A 17,701-nucleotide genomic window follows, 5' to 3' on the forward strand; every position below is an offset into this window, starting at 1 on the left:
AACGGGGAACGTGGATCTGGGAACGATGAGAACAGGAGAACGGGGAGTTCGGCGAGCCCCCGAAAGCCGGCCCGCGAGACGGACCGGAGTGACGGACCGGAGTGACCGGGGCCGCGGTTCAACGGCGTAGGTTCAACGGCGTAACAGAGCGGCACGGAGGGGCACGGAAGCGCTTCGACCGGGGCGCCGGCCGGGTCCCCGGGTCACTGGCCCGCCAGTCCGGTGTGGGCCACGCCGCTGACGATCTGCCGCTGGAAGAAGACGAAGACGATCACGAGGGGCAGGCCCGCCATCAGCCCGCCGGCCATGAGTTGCGCCCACTGGATGCCGTAGGAGTTCATGACGGTGGCGATGCCGTTCGGCATGGTCATCAGGTCGGGGTTGTTGGTCACCATGTAGGGCCACAGGAAGTTGTTCCACGAGGCGATGAAGGTGAAGATGCCGACGGCGGAGAGCGAGGGCCGCGACAGCGGCAGCACGACGGTGAAGAAGACCCGCCACCGGCCGGCGCCGTCGATGAAGGCCGCCTCCTCCAGCTCCCTCGGGATGGACTGGAAGAACTTGTAGAGGATGTAGACCATCGCGGCGGGCGCGCACTGCGGAAGGATCATCCCCCAGTACGTGTCCACCATGCCCATCGACTGGACGGTGGTGAACAGCGGGACGCCCAGCACCGCGGGCGACACCATCAGACCGGTCATGACGAGGCCGAGCAGCGCGTTCTTCCCGCGGAACTCGGTACGGGCGAAGCCGTACCCGGCGAGGGCGGAGACCAGCACCACGACGAAGGTGACGCAGACCGAGACGACGAACGAGTTGACGAACCAGTTGGGCAGGTTGCCGGACTCGAAGACGGCCGTCCACGCCTGGGTCGTCCACTCCCGCGGCAGCCATCGCACGGGGAGCGCGACGGCCTCCGCCTCCGACTTGAGGGAGGTGAACAGCGCCCACAGCAGCGGCGCCGTCCAGACCGCGGAGAACGCGGCGCCGAGCGCGGTCAGCACGATCTGGCCGGGCGTCCACTTCTTCCTGTCCGCCGGCTTCCTTCTGTCCGTCGGCCACTTCTCTCGGACCGTGGTGGCGATCGTCATCGCGCGCCCTCCTCACTCTTGCGCAGCAGCCACATCCGTCCCAGGGCGACGGCCGCGATGATCACGAAGAAGATGATGGACATCGTGGAGGCGTAACCCACGCGATAGCTGGTGAAGCCCTGTTCGAGGGTGTACTGCACGAAGGACCTGGTGCTGTTCTCGGGTCCTGGGCCGAAGTCCTGCATCACGACCGCCTGGTCGAAGAGTTGCAGCGAGGCGAGGATCTGGAGCGCGATGACCAGACCTGTGATGTTACGCAGCAGCGGCAGGGTGATGTGGACCATGCGGTGCCAGGCGTTGGCGCCGTCCAGTTTCGCGGCCTCGTACAGATGGCCGGGGATGCCCTGGAGCGCGGCGAGGTAGAGCAGGAAGCTGAAGCCGACCGTCCACCACAGGGTCTCGATGACGACGGCGAGCATGGCGTACGCCTGGTCGGTCAGCCAGGGCGTGTCGAGCCCGAAGACGTGGTTGATCATTCCTGTGCCGGGGTTGAACAGCCACTGCCACAGGTTGCCGGCGACGGTCGACGGCAGCAGGAACGGCATGAAGAAGCAGAGCCGCCACAGCCACTTCGCGCGTTCGATGTGGTGGGCGAGCATCGCGAGCAGGAAGGCGAGGACGGTGATGCACGGCACGACGAGCAGCGTGAAGTAGGCGCTGCGGCCGAGCGAGTCCCACATCATCGAGTCGTGCAGGGCCTCGCGGTAGTTGTCGAGACCGATGAAGTTCGGGCTGTCGCCGGAGATGTTGGCGTCCGTGAAGCTGAGGTAGACGCCGCGCAGCAGCGGCCAGATCACGAACAGGACGAAGAGCGACAGGAACGGGGCGACGAACCAGCCCCCGTGCTGGAAGCCCTGCTTGCGGCGGACCGTGGCGCTCTCGGCGGCGGTCCTGGCGCGCGCCGGGGCGATGACGCTCCCGGCACTGGTCGTCGTCATGCGACCGCACCTCCCTGCGCGGCGGTCCTGCCGTCCATCGGGTTCTTCATGGCGAGCAGCCTGGCGAGTTGTCTCCTCATCCGCCCGGCGACCACGTCCGGCTCGGCGGAGCCCGTCGTCGAGGAGACGACGAGCGCGCCGACCTCCTGGGCGAGGATGCCGGTGGAGCCCGCGAACCACACCTTCGGCTCGGTGGCCTGGTGGTCCATGGCGCTCGCGTACTCGTGCTGCGGTTCGAGCTTCTGGTACGCGGGTGTGGACAACGTCGGTGTGTAGGCGGGGATGTGGCCGCCGGCCGCCCACTGCAGGGCGTGCTTGACGACGTACGCGGCGAGCTGGTGCGCGCCCTCGTTGGCGGGCCCGCCGCGGTCGGAGCGGTGCGGCAGGACGAAGGAGTGCGACTCGGCGTGGGTGGCCTGCCTGCCGAAGACGGGCGGCAGCGGTGTCGCGCCGTACTCCACCTTCGCGCCGGAGAAGACGGGCACGGACCAGTTGCCCTCCCAGGCGAACGGCGAGCCGTTGAGGAACTGTTCGGCTCCCGCGGTGCCGCCGTACCCCGGGTTGGCGTACCCGTCGGTGATGTGCCGGCGCAGGAACTCCAGGACCTGGGTGGCCTTGTCGACGTCGAAGGTGGTCTCGGTGTTGTCCGCGTTGAACCAGGTGCCGCCGAGCTGGGTGTAGAAGGCCACGAAGAACCACCACTGGAAGTTCTGGTCGCTGTGCCACAGGCCGATGGTCTGCATCCCCTTCTTGGTGGCCCTCCTGGCCTCCTTCAGCACGTCGAACCACTCGTCGACCGAGGTCACCGGCACCATCCGGCCGTCGTCCCCGAGCAGGCCCGCCTTCTTCAGGACGTCCTTGCGGTAGTAACAGAGCTGTACGTGGATGTCGAGCGGCAGGGCGTAGAGCGTGCCGTCGACGACGGCGCGCTTCCACAGCGCGGGGTTGAAGTCCGCTTCCCTCACGCCGTACTTGGCGAGCAGGTCCATGTCCCAGGGGTCCAGGAGGCGGCCCGGCGAGAAGCCGGTGACCCGGCCGAGGTGCATCACGCCGAGGTCGGGTGCGCGGTTGCCGGCCGCCGCCATGGCGAGCTTGGTGTAGAAGGGGTTGCCCCACTGGAGGGTCGAGTCCTTGACGTCGATGGCCGGTTCGGCCCGGCGGAAGGCGTCCAGCATGGCGATCATGTTGGCGCCGTCGCCGCCGCTGAAGAGGTTCCAGTAGCGGACGCGGACGTCCGCGTCCGAGGTGAGTGCGGAGGCGCCGTTCCCCGCGGCGGCCAGACCGAAGCTGCCGGCGACGGCGAGTGCTCCTAGTCCGCCGAGCACGCCGCGGCGGCTCGGGAGCGATGGTGGCATGACGGCTCGATTCTGTCGTCCTCCCACGGCACCGCCCCGCATCGTCCGAAATACCGAACGGCGACCGTAACTTCGAACCGGAAACTATGGTCGGAGAGCGGACGAGTCAATCCCTCGCGCAAGAAAAGACCCGTGGGCCACACCCCGGCGGGGGTGCGGCCCACGGGCCCACAACACTCTGCGCGCAGCCTCCGACCTTCGACCTCCGACCTTCAGCCTTCAGCCTTCAGCCTTCGATCGTCGGCGGCGGACGGTCAGCCGCCGAGCGACACGACCATCTTGCCGGTGTTGTCACCGCGCAGGACGCCGAGGAACGCGTCGAAGCCGTTCTCGATGCCGTCCACGACGGTCTCGTTGTACTTCAGCTCACCGGCGGCGAGCCAGCCCCCGACATCCTTGACGAACTGCGGCTTGAGCCCGAAGTGGTCGGCGACGAGCATGCCCTGGATCCGCAGCCGCTTGCCGATCACGAGGGCGAGGTTGCGCGGCCCCGGCGTCGGCTCGGTGTTGTTGTACTGCGCGATCATGCCGCAGACGGTGACGCGGCCGTGCAGGTTGAGCGAGCCGATGGCGGCTTCGAGGTGGTCGCCGCCGACGTTGTCGAAGTAGACGTCGATCCCGTCCGGCGCCGCCTCCTTGAGCAGGTCCTTGACCGGGCCGCTCTTGTAGTTGAAGGCCGCGTCGAAGCCGTACTCCTCCACGAGGAGCTTGACCTTCTCGTCGGAGCCCGCGGAACCGATGACCCGCGAGGCGCCCTTGAGCCGGGCGAACTGGCCGACCTGGCTGCCGACGGCACCGGCCGCGCCGGAGACGAAGACGGCGTCACCCTCCTTGAAGGACGCGGTCTCGAAGAGGCCCGCGTACGCGGTCAGACCGGTCATGCCGAGGACGCTCAGATACGCGGAGAGCGGGGCGACCGAGGCGTCGACCTTGGTGGCCTGGTCCGCCGGGACCTCGGAGTACTCCCGCCAGCCCAGACCGTGCAGCACATGGTCGCCGACCGCGAACCCCTCGGCGCGCGAGGCGATGACCTCACCGACCGCGCCGCCGTCCATCGGACGGTCGAGCTGGAACGGCGGTACGTACGACTTCACGTCGTTCATCCGGCCCCGCATGTAGGGGTCGACCGAGAAGTACAGGTTGCGGACGAGGATCCGGCCCTCGCCCGGCTCGGTCACCGGGACGTCGCGCAGCGCGACATCACCGGACTCCGGCCAGCCGTTGGGACGGGCGACGAGATGCCAGGCGCGGCCGGACGCGGGAAGTGCGGTCATGGCGGAGTCCTCCTCGGACAGCTCTGCGGCGGTGAGCCGGACACCGGATGAGCCGGATGCCATGGGGAAAGCTTCACCACCTGAAACAACCATGCTCCTGAATATTTCATGTTGTCAAATATGTGGGTACCCTGGTACCCATGGCCACCACCACGCGCAGAGACCCGCTGACCGTCGAAGTCCTCGAACTCATCGGTACTGTCGTGGCGCGCTACTACGAGGAATACGACCTGGCCGCGGCCGAGCACTCCCTCACGGGTGCGCAGGCGCGCGTCCTCGGACTGCTGTCCCTGGAACCTATGCCCATGCGCCGGATCGCGCAGAACCTCAAGTGCGAGCCGTCCAACGTCACGGGCATCGTGGACCGGCTCGAAGCACGCGGCCTGGTGGAGCGCCGCCCTGACCCGGCCGACCGGCGCGTGAAGCTCGCCGCGCCGACGGAGAAGGGGCTCTCGACGGCGGCCCTGCTGCGGGACTCGCTCGGCTTCGCCCGCGCGCCGCTCGCCGGGCTGTCCGAGGAGGAGCGGACGGTGCTACGCGATCTGCTGAAGCGGATGCTGGGCCGGGACGTGGTCTGAGGCCCGCCTCAGGTGCACCACCAGAGGAACCGGGTGCAGGTCTCGGACGGCTCCGGCTCCGGCGCGGGCGGCGGTGGCGGAGCGGCCGAGGTCGGCGTGGCCGGGTCGGGCTCCCCGGTGGGCTCCCCCGTGGGGCCGCCCGCCGGGTCACCGGGGCCCGTCGTACCGGATCCGCCGGGCTCGGGACCGCCGGAGCCGGGATCGGCCGGGTCCGTACCGTCGCCGTCCGGCGCGTCCGGCGAGGCGGGGACACCGGGCGAGGCGGGCGCCGACTCCCCGGGCGACCGGTCCGCGTCCGGGTCACCGCTGCCGGCCGGGACCGCCGAACCGTCCACGCTCGGGCCCGTACCGTCACCGGAGGCCGAGCCGGAGCCCGGGGACGCGGGCGGTCCCGGGTCGTCGGGCGCGGCCGGGCGGCCGGTGTCGCGGGAACCGCCGTCGGGCAGGACGGACGAGTCCTCCTTGACCGAGGACGCGTGGTCCCGGCCCGGCGCCTCGAACGCGAGCTGCGCCAGGCTGAGCACGCCCGCCGCGAGCACCACACCCAGCGCGCCGATCAACACCCTGCGCCCACGCCGGTCCCGGGCCCGGCGGCCCTGCGGAGGCGCCTTGCGCGGGGCCCGGCGCGACGGCTTGCGGCCCGACGGCTCATGGCTCGACGGGGTACGGCGCGACGGCTTGCGGCGGCCGGCGGCTCGGCTCTCCGTACGGGATCCGGGACGGCGGTCGGCCGGGGCGCCGGGCCGGGGGCCGGGGTCGTGGCCGATCAGGCCCATGTCACCGTCGATCACGGGGCCGGACTCTCCGTAACCGCGCGTGCTCTCGGCGGGCGTACCGCATCCGGCGCAGGTCAGTGCTCCGTTGAGGTGCCGTCGGCACGGGTGGCAGTAGTCCATGGCGTCCGAAGGTTATGCGGCTCCGGGAGGGTGCTGATGTCGAGCCTGTGAGGGTCCTGTGCGGAACGGCGGGGCCGGTGGCGGGCCTGGACCGGCGGATCCGTGCGCGCGGGCGCCGGGATCGTACGCGCGGACACCGGGCAGGATGGCGCCATGACGTCCAACGGGCCGTTCGGGCCGATCGAATTCCAGCTCGTCCTGCTGCGCCGGATGGCCGACCACCAGCCGGAGCTGGTCGACGAGGCCCGCCACGAGCTGGGGGTGTCCCTGGCCGCCATGCGCGAGGCGAACCGCCGCTGGCAGGCCATGGTGCGCTCACCGCGCTCCCGCTCGCCGGTGGCCCGCTACCGCTCCGTACTCGGGGAGCCGGAGAGCGTCGTCCGGCGCAGGATCGGCGATCTGGAGTGCGACGCGCTGATCTGGCCGGTGGTCCTCTGGCCCACCCTGCGCTTCGAGGTGATGACCGCGCCCGGCGGGGCGGTGTGGAACGAGTGGCTGGTCCGCGCCCCGGGCGAGACCGGCCCCGAGCCGCGTACGGCGGAGGATCTGCGGCCCTGGTCGTGCACGGTGGACGAGGTCGCGCGGGCGTTCCCGCCGGCCCGGCCGCTGCCGGGAACCGCGCCGACCAGGACGGGGCTGCGGTTCACGCTGCCCGGTGGCGGGACCGCGGTCGCGGAGTTCACCTGGGGCCTGTTGCAGCGCTGGACGGAGTGACAGCAGAGGACGGAGTGACAGCGGAGGACGGAGTGACAGCGGACGCAGTGACGTGAGCGGGTCACGGCGCCAACCGGAGTGGGAGCGGATGACAGCCGAGCTCGGCGCCGACGCCCGACCGGAGCAGCCCGGCGCGCGCGGCGCGCCGAGGGGCCGCACGATGCGTACAAGGGCCGGCGCCGCCGGTGCACCACATCAGCGTTCTCGGGAGACCCTGCCGTGACCGTCAGTCTTGAGCAGTTGCGCCGTTGCCACATCGCCGTCGACCTGGGGGCCGCGAGAACCAGGGTGTTCGTGAAGGGTGCCGGGCTCGTCGTCGACGAGCCGAGCGCCGCCGCGGTGAACACCCGTACGGGCGCGCTCATCGCCGTCGGAACACTCGCCGAGCGGATGACGGGCCGCACCCCCGACTACATCCGGGTCGCCCGCCCCGTCACCGGCGGCACGGTCGTCGACATCGAGATGGCCCAGCGGATGCTGCGCCACCTCATCGGCGACAAGCTCCGCAGGCAGCTCCGCCGCAAGCCCCGGCTGCGCGCCGCCGCGTCCACCCCGCACGACGCCGATCCGCTGGCCCAGCGCGCCACCATCGAGACCCTGATCGGCCTCGGCGCCCGCCGCGTCGAACTGGTCGACACGCTGATCGCCGCGGCCGTCGGCTGCGGCCTGCCCGTGGAGCAGCCGACCGCGACCATGATCATGGTGTGCGGGGCGGCGACCACCCAGGTCGCGGTGCTCTCGCTCGGCGCGATCGTCACCGCGCAGCGGATCCCGGTCGGCGGCAACGCGATCGACCACGCGGTGATCCAGCACCTACGCCACCAGCACCAACTGATGCTGCCGAGCCAGTCCGTACGCCCGCTGCAACTGGCCCTCAGCGGCAACGGCCTGAGCCCGGACGGCCCCGCCAAGACGGAGATCCACGGCCGGGACGTGGCCACCGGCGTCGCCCGCTCGGTGCTGGTCGACACCGCCGCCGTACGGGAGGCGATCTACACGCCGCTGACCGCGGTCCTCGACGGCATCGGCAAGGTGCTGCGGGACTGCCCGCCGGACCTGGTGGCCGATCTCGCGGACAGCGGGATCATGATGGTCGGCGGGAGCGCGCTGCTGCCGGGGCTCGACGGGATGCTGCGCAAGGCGACGGGGATGCCGGTGGCCATCGCGGAACGCCCGGACGTGTGCGCCGTGCTCGGCCTCGGGGCGATGCTGGAGGGCAAGATCCAGCCGATGGTCCTGAACCCGCTGGCCGGCGCCCACTGAGTGGCCGCCCGGCCGACCGGCCGACCGTACGCCTGGAGGACGTCCTCGGCATCGGCGACGACCTCGAACTCCGCACCACGCTCCAGCACATCGTGGACAGCGCCGCCGAACTCGTGGGCGCGCGGTACGGCGCGCTCGGCGTGGTCGATCCCGAACGCGGCGGGCTGACCGAGCTGTTCACCACGGGGACCGGCGACGCGGACCGCTCGGCGGGGGGCCCGCCGGGCCGTCCCCCGGTGGGCTCCTTCCTCGGGGTGCCCGTCCAGCTCGACGAGGAGGTCCTCGGCGATCTCCGTCTGACGGGGAAGCGGGCGGGTTCCTTCACCGAGCAGGACCAGAACCTGCTGCGGGTGCTGGCCTCGCAGGCGGCCATCGCGATCGGCAACGCCCGCCTGTACGGCACGGCCCGGCAGCGCGAACGGTGGATCGCGGGGGCCGCCGCCGTGACCAACGCACTGCTGACCGGTGTGAACGCGACGGACGCGCTGATGACGGTGGCCGAGTCGGCCCGGGTGCTCGCCGACGCCTTCGCGGGCGTGGTGCTCCAGCCGACCGACGAGGGCGGGATGGAGATCGTCGCCGCGTCCACGTCCGACGACCCGGGCGACATCGTCGGCACCACCATCGCCCCCGGCTCCCCCGTCCTCGTCCAACTGCTCGGCGGAGAAGCGGTGTTCATCGAGGACTCGTCGTCCGACCCCCGGATGACCACCCATGTACGGACCCGGTTCGGGCCGAGCATGATGCTGCCGCTCCAGAGCGGCGGCAAGCTGATCGGGACGCTGGCCCTGCCGCGCCGGCGCGGCGGCAGGCCGTACCGCGCGGTGGACCGGCTGCTGGCCACGCAGTTCGCCTCGCAGGCGGCGCTCGCGCTCGTCCTGGCGGACTCCCAGCACGACCGGGAGCGGCTGGCCGTGTACGAGGACCGTGACCGGATCGCCCGCGATCTGCACGATCTGGTGGTCCAGCGGCTGTTCGCCACGGAGATGATGCTGGAGTCGACCCGGCGGCGGGTGACGGAACCGTCCCTGGACGGGCTGCTGGGGCGCGCGGTGGACGAGCTGGACTCGACCATCCAGGAGGTACGGACGACGATCTTCGCGCTCCAGCAGCCGCCCGCCGACGGCCCGACGGGCGTACGCGCCGCGGTCCTGCGCGAGACGGGCGGCGCCGCGGTCCTGCTGGGCTTCCGGCCGTCCGTGCGCTTCAGCGGCGCGGTGGACACCCTGGTGGCCCCGCGGGTCGCCCGGGAGCTGCTGGCCGCGCTGCGCGGCGCGCTCGCCGCCGCGCACCGGCGCGACGGGGTGACGGCGATCGAGGTGGAGGTCGACGCGACGGCCCGGCTGCGCGGCGGCGCGGACGGGGTACGGCTGGTGGTGACGGACGACGGGGCGCGTGAGGACGGCGGTGCCGGGGGGACGACGGTGACCTGGGAGGCCCCGCGGTGACCGCCGTCCCGTACGCCGTCCCGTACGCCGTGGCCTCGTCCCCGGCACCGGCAGCGCCCCGCCCTCAGGGGGTGCTACGGCTTGCGGCCCACGGCGCCGTACGCGTCGACCTCCACGGCCACGGTGTCCGCCTCCGGGCGCCACCGCGTGACCTGCTCGACGCCGGGCGCCACCAGGTCGAGACCGTCGAAGAAGCCGCCGATCTCGTCGACGCCGCGCACGTAGTAGGGGATGGCCCCGCTCTTGTTGTACGCGTCCGACGCCGCGATCATCCCCTCGCTGGTGGAGGTGGAGTCGCTGATCACCAGGTAGCTGCCGGACGGCAGTCCGGCCATCAGCCGGGTGACGAGCGAGCGGGCCTCGTCGTACGCGGCGACATGGCCGAGCGTGTTGAGGATCATCAGCGCGACCGGCTTCGAGAGGTCCAGCGTGCCCCCGGCGGCCTTGAGGATCTCCTCGGGCTCGTAGAGGTTGGCGTCGAGGTAGTCGGTCCTGCCCTCGGGCGTGCTGGTCAGCAGGGCGCGGGCGTGGGCCAGCACCAGTGGGTCGTTGTCGACGTACACGATCCGGGAGTCCGGGGCGACGCGCTGGGCGACCTCGTGGGTGTTGTCGGCGGTCGGCAGGCCCGTCCCGATGTCGAGGAACTGGCGTACGCCCTGCTCCACCGCGAGGTACCGGACGGCGCGGCCGAGGAAGTGGCGGCTCGTCCGGGCCACGTCGACCAGGCCGGGGAAGATCTCCTTGATGTGGTCGCCCACCGCGCGGTCGACGTCGTAGTTGTCCTTGCCGCCCACGAAGTAGTTCCAGAAGCGCGCGGAGTGCGGCTTGCCGGTGTCGATCCGCGCCCGGACGGCGGCGGCGGACTCGAAGCGGGAATCACGGTCGGACACGGAAGGCGCCTCCTCGGGCGGACACGGCAGCGGGCCAGGGATCACCAACCTAGACGAACGCGCACCATGGGCGCACCTTTCGATCACATCAACTCCACATGATCGAAAGCCATTTGGCCGCCCGCGCCCGTACGGTCCCGACCATCACCCCACCTGTCAGAGGAGGTTGTGTCCGGGGCTGACGGTGGATCCGCTCCAGTCGAGCGCCGCGACGCCGACCACGATCAGCGCGGTCCCGGCCGTCCAGCCGTTGCCCGTCAGGTCGTTGCCCGCGATGACACAGCCGGTGGCGGTCGCTGCGGCCGAGACACCGGTGACGGTGGTACCGCCGTCCTTCCTGATCTGGTTGGCGGTGACGAGGCAGCCGGGGGAGGTCAGCCGGATACCGGCCGACGCGGCGGCGCGGATCGTGTTGCCGGACACCGTGACGTTCCCGCCGGGCGCGCTCGCCACGCCGACCATGATCCCGTGGTTGGCGGCGGTGCCGTCGACCAGGTTGTTCGCCACGAGGGCGCCCGAGCAGCCCGCGATGTTGATCCCGTTGGACCCGGCCGCCGTCACCGAGTTGCCGGTGACCGTGACGCGGTCGCTGCGCTGCGCGAGGATGCCGCCCCCGCCGGTGCCGGTGGCGCGGTTGCCCTCGATGACCGTGCCGGTCGCGTAGTCGGTCCGTACCCCGTAACCAGTGCCCGCGCGCACGGTGTTGCCGCGGATGACCACATCGCTCCAGAGCGCGTTGGGCAGCCCCGCGACCCGGATCCCGGCGTCGGATCCCGAGCCGTCGATGATGTTGTCGGTGACGGTGAGGCAGCGGCAGCCCTGCGGGGTGGAGGAGGCGGTGGCCGCGCGGATGCCGGCCGCGCCCGTGCCGGAGATACGGTTGCCGGAGATGACGGAGTCCCGCCAGTACAGGGCGAGGATCCCGGTGTCGTAGGCGCCGGTGATCTCGCAGTCCCGCACGGTGATCCGGTCGAAGTACGAGCCCGTCACACTGGCGTGCGTACCGACCGCGCGGCCCCAGTCGCCGAGGCGCGCGGACGGGCCGAACCAGCATCCCGTGATCTGGATGTCCCGGCAGGCGGTGCCGTCGAACTCGCCGATGGCGCTGGACCCGGTCCTGGCGATGTCGATCTGGACGGCCTCGGACGTCAGCCTGGACTGGTCGGGGGTGTTGTCGACGAACCCCTCGAAGCGGCAGTCCACGATCCGGCACCCGTCGACGGCGTTGACCTCGATGCCGTGCGCGCCCGAACAGTCGCGGAAGACGGCGTCCTTGACGAGGATGTCCGAGCAGTGGATGAACGTCATGATGTTCGTCGTCCCGGTGACGACACCACTGCCGTCGGCCTCGCGACGGGCGTTGCCGTCCCAGGTGCCGCCGTACACCCGGATGTGGGAGTGGCCCGCGTACGCGGGGAAGGAGTCGTCCCCGTAGAAGTTACGGAAGCAGCCGGTCGTGGCGTGGATCGAGCGGATGGTCGCGCCGTGCGCGACCACCGTGGTGTTGGCCCGGCAGACGACGAACGTGAACACGTTGTACGTGCCGCCGGGCGGGAAGAGGACGATGCCGCCGCCGGCCGCGTAGGCGGCGTCGAAGGCGGCCTGGACGGCCTCGGTGTCATCGGCGACCCCGTCCCCGAGGGCGCCGAACAGCACCGGGTTGAAGATCCGCTGCCCGGACAGGTCGACCGGCTCGGTCAGCGGCGCAACGGCCTCCCGCCCGGCCCCGGATCCCGGGGCCGGGGTCTGCGCGGTCTCCCGGGCGGCGCGGTACCGCCGTACGACACGCCCGGCGGCGTCGGGGTACTCGTACTCGATGGCCGGGACGCCCTCCACCAGGAACGTTCGCAGCGCCCCGGGCGCCGAGGACCCCGGGCCGTTGCTGAGCAGCACAGGGATCGGCGTCGTCCCGTCCGCCTCGAAGACACCGCCGGTCACCTCACCCCCGCCCCCGGCGACGCGCAGGGTGACCGGGCAGTCGGGCAGGGCCTCGCCGCCCGTGGTGGTCAGGACGTCGGAGGGCGTACCGCCGTAGGTGTAGAGCGCCATCGGATGGGCCCCTCTTCGCCGAGGATCCAGTAACTCCTACTGGTGTGTACCCAGATACGGCCGGCGGCTCCACGGTTCCAATTCCCTTATTTTTAAGATGATATGACGAGGCATCAGCGCGACGATCTCCACCGGTTCACGGACGGACGCCACGCACACATACGGGTGGGGTCAGCCAGGGAATTCCGGCTGACCCCACCCGTATGTGTGCGTGACGCTCAGACCCGACGGTGGCGGCCGTAGTGCTCGCCCACCTGTCCGTGATAGCCCGCGTCGCCGATGTGCTTCTCCTTGTCGAACTCGGGCGCGTCCTTGATCTCCGCCTTGGTGGCATTGACGTAGATCTTCTCCTCGGCGGGGTCGACCCGGCTGACGGTGCCGGCGGGGAGCAGTACGTGTTTGCCGAAGATCCAGACCCCGGTGTCCACGACCAGATAGGAAGAGCCGACCTCGTCGGAGTGCTTGTCGACCTTGCCGATGCTTCCGTCGGTCGCCTCCACCTTGTACCCGGTCAGGGTATTGCCCGCGGTGTGGCCGGTCGTCGGCTGGTAGCCCCAGATGTCACTCATGAAATACGGCTCCTCGATCGAAGATGTTCATTCAGAAAACAGCATCCATAAATTCCGGCGAACTGTTTCTCTCGGACTCTCGTGCCCCGGTTCCCACGCTTCACACAACACACTCAAGAACAACCGGGAGCACCACGCCCCGATTTTCCCTGTCCGATTTCCCCTGTTCACGGGTGCGGGGGTTCATGGGTGTGGGGCCCGGACGCTCCGCGTCCGGGCCCCACCTGGGCATGGAACCGATACCCCGCCCTACCAGGGCCTACCGGCAATTCGGGGGCCTACCAGCGATACCACCGGCCGCGACGGCCGCCGGCCCCGGCGGAACGCATGACGAAACCGAGCGCCCAGAGCACCAGCACGATGACCGCGACGACCCACAGTGCCTTGAGTGCGAAGCCCGCACCGAAAAGGACCACGGCCAGAAGCAGGACGAGAAGCAGGGGAACCATAGTTATCAACCTCCGAAACACCGCGTGCCCCGCCGGATTCCGGCTACACACATTTTTTCCTGTGTTTCTCGCACGCTTTCCGGGGAACGCCCGCCGCGCGGTTTCCGGGCGGTTATCCTCCGCATGCGTCACCCTCGCACCATCCGTACGTGAATCGCGTACGTGAACCGCGCACGTGAACCCGGGACGCCGTTCCCCTGGGTCTCAGCCACACGCTCCGGCGCGCAGCCCGTCGATGACGATGGCGAGCATGTGCCCGGCGCGTTCCTGCCAGTCCGGTCCGCTGTCGGCCTTCCACAGGAACGACACGAGCAGCAGGACCTCGTCGGCGTCGACATCGGGCCGTAGCCGCTTCGCCGCCTTGCAGGCGGTGAGCAGTTGGTCCAGCGCGGCGATGACGGGCGGGTAGTACTGGCTGCCGAGGTCCGCGCGCGTGGCGGCTTCGATGGCCAGGGACGCCCCGTGCTTGATGCGGCCGTAGGCGGCGAGCTGGTCGAACCAGCGGCGGAGCGCCTCCAGTGGCTCGTGCTCTTCGAGAAGGCGGGGAGCCGCGTCGATGAGCGCCTCGACGTCGTGCCGGTAGACGGCCAGAAGCAGGGCTTCGCGGTTCGCGAAGTGCCGGTACATGGTCCCCTGGCCGACCCCGGCCGTCTTCGCGATCGACTGCAGCGTCGCGTCGGGGCTGCCGGTGAAGGTGGTGCGCGCGATCTCGATGATGCGCGCGCGGTTGTCCTCGGCATCCGAACGCGTCGCGCGCCGACGGGGCTGATCCATCTGGTGCTCCGATCCGGGCCGTGGCGAGCCCCGTTGCCTATCCGGACACGTGTCCGCTATCGTGAAATCACACCGGACACATGTCCGCTTATCCGATTCTAGAACGGCGGTACCGCATGCCAGGCATCGAGGGCAAGGCCGTGGCGATCACCGGAGCGAGCAGCGGGATCGGCGCCGCCACCGCGCGGCTGCTGGCCCAGGGCGGGGCGAAGCTCGTCCTCGGGGCGCGCCGCGAGGAACGACTCGCCGACCTGGCCGACGAGCTCCGGGACCAGGGCTGCGACATCGCGTTCCGGGCGGTCGACGTCCGCCGTCGCGGGGATCTGGCCGATCTGGTGGGGCTCGCCCAGGACAGGTTCGGTCATCTGGACGTCCTGGTCGGCAACGCCGGGATCGGGCCGGTGTCACTCCTCGACGAGCTACGGGTGGACGACTGGGACGCGATGATCGACGTCAACGTCAAGGGGCTCCTCCACGGTATCGCCGCGGCCCTCCCCGCCTTCCGGAGCCAGGGGTACGGCCAGTTCGTACACACCCTGTCGGTCTCCGCGCACAAGACGGTCCCCGCACAGGCGGTCTACTCCGCCTCCAAGGCCGCCGCCCACGCCCTCACCGAAGGTCTGCGCCAGGAGGCCGGTCCGTCGATCCGAGTCTCGATGGTCTCGCCGGGCTTCGTGGCCACCGACTTCATCGAGTCCGTACCCGACCCGGACCTGCGCGCGAGCCTGAACGAGTCGAAGGAAGCGATGGCCATCCCGCCCGAGGCGGTCGCCCGAGGCATCCGGTTCGCGATCGAACAGCCCGTCGAGGTCGACGTCAACGAAATCATCATCCGCCCCACGGCCCAGACCTGACACTCCCCCGGCACCGGCACCGTCACCGTCACCGACCGAGGGCGACCGTGAACAGGGCGAAGGCGAGCACGATCACGCCCACCCGGACGTAGTGGAAGCGATCCCAGCGACCGGCCTGCTGCTTCCAGTCGGCGGGCCTGCCCTCCGCGGCCCAGGTCTTGGCCCGGTTGTTGATCGGCACCAGCAGCAGCAACGACATCACCACGCTCACCGCCAGCAGCACGGTGGCCGCCGTGACCAGCGAGGCGCCCGCGCCTCCCCAGGCCACGGCGGCCCAGACCGCGCCGAGCACCATCGAGCCGATGTACCAGACCGGCATGACCCGGCCGAGCACCCGGGCCCCGTCGCCGCGGGCGGCGATGCGGCTGTCGTCGGGGAGCCGGTCCAGGATCGGGTTGACGAACACCGCCACCGCGAACTCCACGCCCACCATCACTCCGACCACGACGACCGTGGCGACTGCCAACGCGTTCTGCATGACCCCTCCCAGGGCTCTTCTAGCAACGCTAGTTTGCAGTGCGATGCTAGCCATAGCATCGCTCCCTTGTCTAGCACTGCTAGAATCTGCTCATGTCTGCACAGGAACGCAAGGAACGAGAGCGGGCCAACCGCCATCAGTTGATCGTCTCCACGGCCCGGGAACTCGCCGAGGCCCAGGGCTGGGACGCGGTCACCACGCGCAAGCTCGCCGAGCGGATCGAGTACAGCCAGCCCGTCCTCTACAGCCACTTCCGGGGCAAACGCGAGATCCTCGGGGCGGTCGCGCTGGAGGGCACCACCGAGCTGACCGCCGCCCTGCGCACGGCGGTGGCCGAGCAACCCGCCGGACGACCGGCCGTGACCGCACTGGCCCGCGCCTACACCGACTTCGCCACGGGCAGCCCGGCCCTGTACGACGCGATGTTCAGCCTCGACAACGGCCTCCCCTTCGCCGCCGAAACCACCCCCGCCCCCCTGCGCGCGGCCTTCCAGGCCCTGCTGGACCCACTGGCGGCGCACGCGGGCCCCGACGAGGAGCCCGGCCTCTTCGCCGAGACCTTCTGGGCCGCACTGCACGGCCTGATCACCCTCACCCGCGCCGGCCGACTCCCCGCCGACCGGATCCCCAGCCGCATCACACTCCTGGTCAACCGCTTCGTCGACACCGCCGAGCAGCGCCCCGTGCGATAACCCCTTGGTGGCTGCCGTACGAGTCCCCGCCCCGGCGGACCTGGGCAGCCCACCTGAATCGGTGCGCCCACCGCCGGACCGGGCCGATGGGGCACTCGATCATCGCGTCCGCACGGTCAAGCGTCTTCAGGACTCGGGGAAGTTGTCGCCCGTGTCCGCGAAGCGTGGGGCCGCGGCGACGACCGTGTCCAACATCGTGCGAGAGTCCTGGAGCGCCTTGATCTCGGCCGTGATCCGCTGCCTTTCGCCCTGCAACTGCCGGACAAGCGACGGGCAGGCAGGCACAAGGCGCTCGTCGTCCGCTCGGATGCACGGCAGCACCTGGGCGATCATGGCGGTGGACAGCCCGGCCGTCAGCAGACAGCGGACGCGCCGCACGGTTTCGATGTCCGCCTCGCTGTACTCCCGGTACCCGCTGGGGAGCCGCTCAGGGGTGAGAAGCCCCTGCTTTTCGTAATAGCGCAGCAGCCGTTCGTGCACGCCGGTCCTCCGGACCATGTCCTTCATCCGCATGTGGTCCACCTCCCGGATCGGCGACTTGACTCTGACACCCATGTCGGAGTTTAACGTCCTGGGCATGACCACTGAACAGGAAGTTCTCCCGTCCGGCCTGGATGTTCTCGTGCAGGGCACGGGCCCCGCCCTGCTGCTCGCGCACGGCGCCGGAGGCGGCATCCAGGGCAACTTCGGCCTCGTCCTCGACGATCTCGCGCGGGACCACACGCTGATCGGCCCGCACTACCCCGGAGCCGGCCGGACGCCGGTGGCATCGGAGCCGCTGGACCTCGACGATCTCGCCGACCGCCTGGTGGCGACCGCCGTCGCGCTGGGGCACGAGAGGTTCGCCGTCCTCGGCGAGTCGCTGGGCACCACGGTCGCCGTACGCGCGGCCACTCGGCACCCGGACCGGGTCACGGCCCTCGTACTCACCGCCGGGTTCCCGGTGGCCGATCCCGTCCTCGCCCTGGCCGCCGGGCTCATCCAGATACTGGCGAAGGCGGGCGAGTGGAACGCGGTGGCGCGTCTCGCCTGCCTGTCGTGCATGACGGATGCTCAGCTCAGCGAGATTCCGGACGCGGAGCTCGACGCTCTTGTCACCGCGACCCGGACCACCATGCCGCCCGGAACGCCGGACCACTTCCATCTGGTGTCCCGGGTGGACGTCCGCGACGACCTGCCGCGGATCTCGGTCCCGGCCTTGGTGGTCACGCCGACCGGCGACCGCCTCGTCCTCCCCGACAGCCACCGCGCGCTGGCCACCGGCATCCCAGGGGCCACGCTCATCGAACTGCCCGGCGCCGCACACATCCTGAGCCAACCCGACCGCGCGACATGGCTGCGGCACGTCCGCGAGTTCCTTGCCGGTGTCGAGTCCCACTCCGCATGACG

At 70.6% G+C, this 17,701-nt stretch carries 19 protein-coding genes; 7 read left to right on the forward strand and 12 right to left on the reverse strand.

Going from position 1 to position 17,701, the window contains the following annotated elements:
- Positions 1-203 precede the first annotated feature (203 nt).
- The 4 genes from ACIO3P_RS03490 to ACIO3P_RS03505 form a co-directional block, all read right to left on the reverse strand.
- Entirely contained in the window at positions 204-1,091 is an 888-nt protein-coding gene (locus tag ACIO3P_RS03490; RefSeq protein ID WP_329827260.1) for a carbohydrate ABC transporter permease, read from the reverse strand.
- Positions 1,088-2,029 (reverse strand): carbohydrate ABC transporter permease, encoded by a 942-nt coding sequence (locus ACIO3P_RS03495; protein WP_401850620.1) that lies wholly within the window; start codon positions 2,027-2,029, stop codon positions 1,088-1,090. The genes ACIO3P_RS03490 and ACIO3P_RS03495 overlap by 4 nt, the downstream gene beginning before the upstream one ends.
- Positions 2,026-3,384, reverse strand: a complete 1,359-nt coding sequence (locus tag ACIO3P_RS03500; protein ID WP_401850622.1) for an extracellular solute-binding protein — start codon at positions 3,382-3,384, stop codon at positions 2,026-2,028. The genes ACIO3P_RS03495 and ACIO3P_RS03500 overlap by 4 nt, the downstream gene beginning before the upstream one ends.
- Before the next feature lie 254 nt (positions 3,385-3,638).
- Entirely contained in the window at positions 3,639-4,658 is a 1,020-nt protein-coding gene (locus tag ACIO3P_RS03505) for an NADP-dependent oxidoreductase (RefSeq protein WP_329827446.1), read from the reverse strand.
- A gap of 140 nt (positions 4,659-4,798) precedes the next feature.
- On the opposite strand from ACIO3P_RS03505, the gene ACIO3P_RS03510 reads away from it, so the two are divergent.
- A complete protein-coding gene (locus tag ACIO3P_RS03510) occupies positions 4,799-5,236 on the forward strand; it encodes a MarR family transcriptional regulator (protein ID WP_329827256.1) in 438 nt (145 codons plus the stop codon).
- An 8-nt stretch (positions 5,237-5,244) separates the two neighbouring features.
- On the opposite strand, the gene ACIO3P_RS03515 is transcribed toward ACIO3P_RS03510, so the two are convergent.
- Entirely contained in the window at positions 5,245-6,027 is a 783-nt protein-coding gene (locus ACIO3P_RS03515) for a hypothetical protein (protein ID WP_329827255.1), read from the reverse strand.
- Positions 6,028-6,285: 258 nt separating this feature from the next.
- On the opposite strand from ACIO3P_RS03515, the gene ACIO3P_RS03520 reads away from it, so the two are divergent.
- From ACIO3P_RS03520 to ACIO3P_RS03530, 3 genes are all read left to right on the forward strand, one after another.
- The gene (locus tag ACIO3P_RS03520; RefSeq protein ID WP_329827254.1) at positions 6,286-6,846 is read left to right on the forward strand and encodes a hypothetical protein; all 561 of its coding nucleotides are present in this window, start codon (positions 6,286-6,288) and stop codon (positions 6,844-6,846) included.
- A 219-nt stretch (positions 6,847-7,065) separates the two neighbouring features.
- Positions 7,066-8,109: a rod shape-determining protein gene (locus ACIO3P_RS03525; RefSeq protein WP_401788594.1), complete on the forward strand. Its 1,044-nt coding sequence runs from the start codon at positions 7,066-7,068 to the stop codon at positions 8,107-8,109.
- Positions 8,106-9,557 (forward strand): GAF domain-containing protein, encoded by a 1,452-nt coding sequence (locus tag ACIO3P_RS03530; RefSeq protein ID WP_401850895.1) that lies wholly within the window; start codon positions 8,106-8,108, stop codon positions 9,555-9,557. The genes ACIO3P_RS03525 and ACIO3P_RS03530 overlap by 4 nt, the downstream gene beginning before the upstream one ends.
- A 74-nt stretch (positions 9,558-9,631) precedes the next feature.
- Here ACIO3P_RS03530 and ACIO3P_RS03535 read toward each other — a convergent pair whose 3' ends face one another.
- From ACIO3P_RS03535 to ACIO3P_RS03555, 5 genes are all read right to left on the reverse strand, one after another.
- Complete coding sequence (locus tag ACIO3P_RS03535) at positions 9,632-10,447, reverse strand: SAM-dependent methyltransferase (RefSeq protein ID WP_329827252.1); 816 nt, start codon at positions 10,445-10,447, stop codon at positions 9,632-9,634.
- 156 nt (positions 10,448-10,603) lie between these two features.
- Positions 10,604-12,496, reverse strand: coding sequence for a right-handed parallel beta-helix repeat-containing protein (locus ACIO3P_RS03540; protein WP_401850626.1), 1,893 nt, complete (start codon positions 12,494-12,496; stop codon positions 10,604-10,606).
- A gap of 218 nt (positions 12,497-12,714) precedes the next feature.
- On the reverse strand, positions 12,715-13,065 hold the full coding sequence (locus ACIO3P_RS03545) for a PRC-barrel domain containing protein (RefSeq protein ID WP_329827249.1): 351 nt from the start codon (positions 13,063-13,065) through the stop codon (positions 12,715-12,717).
- A gap of 278 nt (positions 13,066-13,343) precedes the next feature.
- Positions 13,344-13,514, reverse strand: coding sequence for a hydrophobic protein (locus ACIO3P_RS03550; RefSeq protein WP_329827247.1), 171 nt, complete (start codon positions 13,512-13,514; stop codon positions 13,344-13,346).
- 204 nt (positions 13,515-13,718) lie between these two features.
- Entirely contained in the window at positions 13,719-14,288 is a 570-nt protein-coding gene (locus ACIO3P_RS03555) for a TetR/AcrR family transcriptional regulator (RefSeq protein WP_401788600.1), read from the reverse strand.
- 116 nt (positions 14,289-14,404) lie between these two features.
- On the opposite strand from ACIO3P_RS03555, the gene ACIO3P_RS03560 reads away from it, so the two are divergent.
- A complete protein-coding gene (locus tag ACIO3P_RS03560; RefSeq protein WP_401850628.1) occupies positions 14,405-15,142 on the forward strand; it encodes an SDR family oxidoreductase in 738 nt (245 codons plus the stop codon).
- A 28-nt stretch (positions 15,143-15,170) separates the two neighbouring features.
- Here ACIO3P_RS03560 and ACIO3P_RS03565 read toward each other — a convergent pair whose 3' ends face one another.
- Positions 15,171-15,620 (reverse strand): anthrone oxygenase family protein, encoded by a 450-nt coding sequence (locus ACIO3P_RS03565; RefSeq protein WP_401850631.1) that lies wholly within the window; start codon positions 15,618-15,620, stop codon positions 15,171-15,173.
- A gap of 92 nt (positions 15,621-15,712) precedes the next feature.
- Here ACIO3P_RS03565 and ACIO3P_RS03570 point away from each other — a divergent pair, with 92 nt between their 5' ends.
- Positions 15,713-16,312 carry a TetR/AcrR family transcriptional regulator gene (locus tag ACIO3P_RS03570; RefSeq protein ID WP_401850634.1) on the forward strand — a complete coding sequence of 200 codons (600 nt, stop codon included), beginning with the start codon at positions 15,713-15,715 and terminating at the stop codon, positions 16,310-16,312.
- A 126-nt stretch (positions 16,313-16,438) separates the two neighbouring features.
- On the opposite strand, the gene ACIO3P_RS03575 is transcribed toward ACIO3P_RS03570, so the two are convergent.
- Positions 16,439-16,825 carry a MerR family transcriptional regulator gene (locus ACIO3P_RS03575; protein WP_329827240.1) on the reverse strand — a complete coding sequence of 129 codons (387 nt, stop codon included), beginning with the start codon at positions 16,823-16,825 and terminating at the stop codon, positions 16,439-16,441.
- Positions 16,826-16,889: 64 nt separating this feature from the next.
- Here ACIO3P_RS03575 and ACIO3P_RS03580 point away from each other — a divergent pair, with 64 nt between their 5' ends.
- The gene (locus tag ACIO3P_RS03580; protein ID WP_401850636.1) at positions 16,890-17,699 is read left to right on the forward strand and encodes an alpha/beta fold hydrolase; all 810 of its coding nucleotides are present in this window, start codon (positions 16,890-16,892) and stop codon (positions 17,697-17,699) included.
- Positions 17,700-17,701: the final 2 nt, after the last annotated feature.

Origin of the sequence: Streptomyces sp. NPDC087310 (genome assembly GCF_044744405.1) — a bacterium.
Taxonomy (GTDB): Bacteria; Actinomycetota; Actinomycetes; order Streptomycetales; family Streptomycetaceae; genus Streptomyces.